Raw genomic sequence first — 4,483 nt, 5'->3', positions numbered from 1 at the left:
ATGGGGAGACTGGCCAGAGCTATACAGAAATACTGATAAAACCGAAGCCACGGAGATAGTAATCATCGACAGTCAAATGAATTACCGAGGAAAACTTGACACTTACCTATTTTTCTTTATTTATTGGAAGATATTCGCATATGTTGTAATATATAAGTAACGAATGATTCTATGGTAATTTACTATCTTTGCGGGTGATTGCTCATGGGAAACTTTGATTTCTTACGCGGGAAAAAGGAGTATGAAGCGTTTGCTCCGGCGGCTATGGAGGCGGAAAGGGTCTATGCGACTTCTCCGGCCATGTGTGCCATCGGCTGCCGCAAGGCGCTGGAGCTGGCGGTGAAGTGGGTCTATGCGGCAGACAGGACCATGACACTTCCTTTTAAGGATAACCTGCAGTCCCTGATTCATGAATCGGATTTCCGCTATGCCATGGAATATGATACGTGGAAGAAGCTGCCACTGATTGTGAAGCTGGGGAATCTGGCGGTGCATACGGCAAGAAATATTACTGCCGCTGATGCGGTAGTTTCTCTTCGCGGACTTTTTGAATTCATTGAATGGATTGATTACTGCTATGGCAGTAGTTATAAGGAGCATTTCTTTAAGGAATCTCTCATCCCCCAGAGCAGGGTGTCGCTGGATGAAAAGCGGATTAAGGAACAGGCTGGCCTTCTCAAGGAAAAGGAAGAGGAAAACAAGAAGCTCTATGATCAGGTGCGGGCGCTGTCGGAAAAGCTGACCGCCGAGAAGGAGAAGAATAAGGAAGAGCGTCATTTCAATCCGGAAGCCATTTCTGAATTTAAGACCCGCAAAATTTATATTGATGTGGATATGAAGATGGAAGGGTGGATTTTTGACGGCCCTTCCCAGAATGTGGTGGAAGAATATGAAGTGGACGGAATGGCCGGTGTGCCCGGGCAGAAGGGGTATGTGGATTATGTACTCTTCGGCAGGAATGGCCTCCCGCTGGCGGTGGTGGAAGCTAAAAAGACAAGCCGGGATCCCAACGTGGGCAGGAAGCAGGCGGTGCTGTATGCGGACTGTCTGGAAAGACGGTTTGGCCGTCGCCCCATGATTTTCAATACCAATGGCTTTGAAACCTATTTCTGGGATGACAAGACAGGTCCGCAGCGGCAGGTAAGCGGTATTTTCAGCAGGGAGGATCTGGAAAGACTGATGGATAGGAGGATGGAAAGCCATCCTGCCTTGACGTCCATTCCTATTTCCGATGAAATCACGAACCGTGTGTATCAGAAGGAAGCTATCCGGGCTGTGTGCGCCCATATAGAGGAAGGGGGACGGAAGAATCTCCTGGTCATGGCTACGGGAACCGGAAAGACCCGTACAGCGGCCAGTCTGGTGGATGTGCTGTCCAAGGGAGGATATATTACCAATGTACTTTTCCTGGCAGACCGTACGGCGCTGGTGAAGCAGGCAAAGGATTCTTTCAGGGAGTATCTGCCCCGGATGTCTCTCTGCAATCTGTGCAGCAATAAGGACGATAAGAATGCACGGATTGTTTTCTCCACCTATCCGACGATTCTGAATTCTATTGATGATACGAAGCGGGACGATGGGAACCGGCTTTTTACGCCTGCCCATTTTGACCTGATTATCATTGATGAAAGCCATCGGAGCATTTTTAAGAAGTATAAGGCTATTTTTGACTATTTTGACGCCATACTTGTAGGATTAACTGCTACGCCGAAAACCGATGTGGATCGGAATACCTATGATTTCTTTGATATGCAGCAGGGCATCCCTACCTATGCCTATGACTACAACCAGGCAATCAGCGAAAAATATCTGGTACCCTATTATAACTATGAGGTGAAAACGAAGTTTCTGGAAGAGGGCATTACCTATGATGACCTTTCAGAAGAGGATAAGAAACGGTATGAGGATGATTTCACTGAGGATGACGGGTCTATGCCCGATTATATCCCTTCGCCGAAAATGGATAAATTTGTGTTTAACGCCAATACGGTGGATCATGTGCTTCAGGACCTGATGGAAAGGGGCATTAAGACAAAGGGTGGCGAACGTCTGGGGAAAACCATTATTTTTGCTGAAAATAAAAAACATGCAGAATTTATTATCCAGCGTTTTAATGCACTTTATCCTAAATATAAGGGTACCTTTGCACAGCGGGTAGTCTGTGGAGACAGCTATGTGGAAACGGTGATTGACGATTTCAAAAATCCGGAAAAGGATCCGGTCATTGCTGTTTCGGTGGATATGCTGGATACGGGCATAGATGTGCCGGAGTGTTTAAATCTGGTTTTCTTTAAAAAGGTGCGTTCAAAGACAAAGTTCTGGCAGATGATCGGTCGGGGAACAAGACTCTGTCCTGATTTGGAATGCGTGGATATGAGAAATGGGGAGTACAGGGGCAAGAAGTATTTCCTGATTTTTGATTACTGCGGCAACTTTGAGTATTTCCGCCAGCATATGAATTTCATAGGCGATGGGGAGACCAGGACGCTTTCAGAAAATATTTTCATCAAGAGAATCCGTCTGGTCAAGGATCTGCAGCAGGCAGCCTATGCGGACGAGAAGTACCAGGATTGGCGCCGCTCTCTTGTGGAAACTTGCCATAAGCAGGTAGTCGAGCTGAATCCATCTCTTTTCTCCGTGAAGCTACACCTCCGATATGTGGAAAAATATAAGAACAAGGCGGCGTTCCGCGCTCTCAGTGAAGGGGACTGCGGTGAACTGATTAAGGAAATAGCACCTTTGGTGTCTGACATGGAAAAGGATGAGTCGGCGAAACGCTTCGATAATCTCATGTATGGCCTCATGCTGGCCCATATGGAAGGTCTGGGGTCTTTCAGAAAGTCCAAGAAACAGCTGATTGAAACGGCAAGGCAGCTGGAGAAGAAAATCAGCATTGACGCAGTGAGAAAAAAGCTCCCCTTGATTCAAGAAGTGGAGTCGGCTTCTTTCTGGACCGATGCAGATGTACTTGACTTTGAAAAGGTGCGGGCGGAGCTCAGGAGCCTCATCCAGTTTATCCAGTTCAAACATGAACCCATCGTAGAAACGGGGCTGAAGGATTCTGTCATTTCTGAAAAAGAAGGAGATACGCTGGAGCCGGAAACCTTTGAAAACTATAAGGAAAAGGTGAATCATTATTTCCTGCAGCACGTGGATGATGTTCCGGCGGTCAGGAAACTGGTTCATAATGAGCCATTAACAGCTAAGGATTACAAGGATCTGGAGAAAATCTTTACCAGTGAATTGGGGTCAAAAGAGGATTATCAGTATTATTTCCAAAATCAGCCCTTTGGACTTACGGTCCGCCGCATTGCCAAGATGGATAAAAAGGCGGCGGAAAAGGCGTTTTCACAGTTTATCAATGACAATGCCCTGAATGATAAACAGATTGCGTTTATTCGGAATGTAATCAATTACATATCGGTCAATGGCTATATGGACAGCCCCATGACGATCTTTAATGCCCCCTTTGACAAGCCCTATGATGCCATGTCTATTTTCAGCATGGAAGATATGCGTGATCTCATACATATCATCAATACGATCAGGGATAATGCCATTCGATATGAATAGCCGGTTTCCTGATTTTTGGGGAGCTTATTTCATGGGGTATTTATGAAGATGAAGAAAATCTTATTGCTGACAGCAGCTGCTTGATGATGAAGGCACCCTGGGAGGCACTGTGCCGAGAATGACTAAGTAAGATGTTGCTGCTATCTATGGTAAACCCAAAGAGGGGAAGGTGACTTGAGTACCTGCCTGGGGACCGAACTCATAAGCGCAGATGATCGGCTATGGGGACTCGGTAACCATGAACTGTGTCAGAGATTCCGGCCGTCCATTCCGTGTAACTATGATCCATATTACGGCAAACAATGGATTCTCTACACCCAGCGGCATTCATGTAGGCTCCACCAGAAGCGAAGTGATTGGTACCTATGGGTAACCGGATATTCATTACGGCGATGCACTTTACTATAAAACGGATAGCGGTGTAAACCTTGTATTCCATATGAGAAACGGCAGGGTGGCATCCATGAATCTTGGCTGGGATGCATGAGTAAAGGGAAATAATATCATATATTTGATAAATACTAAAAAGAGCCTCTCTTTCGAGGGGCTTTTTTATGCGGCTTTATAAAGGTGAACAGGAAGGTCATCAGTCAATTACATCAGAAACCGGTGAAGGTTCCTTTTAGTGTACAGCAGGCGGCTATATTCCCGTAGGAGCCTGCACCTTCGGCGCAGAGGGGCTTATGGTATCGTCGGGGCTTTGCCCCTCGGTACCAGGGGTTGCGTCGCTGTCGCTCAGGGGGCAAAGGCCGTGGTGTGGCGCCTTTTGAAAATGAAGGGACGCCAGTATGATAAGACACATTTAGTGAGCTGGTGGGTTGGTCGGTATTCCCGAAGGGGCCTGCCGCTGCGCGGCAGAGGGTCATATGGGATCCATCGGGCCTGACGGCCCTCGGTGCCAAGGGTTGCG

2 protein-coding genes are annotated in these 4,483 nt (G+C 47.0%); both read left to right on the top strand.

Annotation, left to right across the window (positions count from 1 at the left end; genetic code table 11):
- Nucleotides 1–204 precede the first annotated feature (204 nt).
- The gene (locus B2Y11_RS06010; RefSeq protein WP_291057317.1) at nucleotides 205–3,573 is read left to right on the top strand and encodes a DEAD/DEAH box helicase family protein; all 3,369 of its coding nucleotides are present in this window, start codon (nucleotides 205–207) and stop codon (nucleotides 3,571–3,573) included.
- Between the two features lie 238 nt (nucleotides 3,574–3,811).
- Nucleotides 3,812–3,946, top strand: coding sequence for a hypothetical protein (locus tag B2Y11_RS06005; RefSeq protein WP_291057315.1), 135 nt, complete (start codon nucleotides 3,812–3,814; stop codon nucleotides 3,944–3,946).
- The last annotated feature ends 537 nt before the right edge of the window (nucleotides 3,947–4,483 follow it).

Source organism: Dialister sp. UBA1703, from assembly GCA_002320515.1.
Lineage (GTDB): Bacteria > Bacillota > Negativicutes > Veillonellales > Dialisteraceae > Dialister.
This window is presented reverse-complemented; position numbering and strand designations above follow the sequence as displayed.

Excerpts from the sequence above, each read along its gene's own strand:
- B2Y11_RS06010 (WP_291057317.1), top strand. The coding sequence starts at position 205 with ATGGGAAACTTTGATTTCTTACGCGGGAAAAAGGAGTATGAAGCGTTT.
- B2Y11_RS06005 (WP_291057315.1), top strand. The coding sequence starts at position 3,812 with ATGAACTGTGTCAGAGATTCCGGCCGTCCATTCCGTGTAACTATGATC.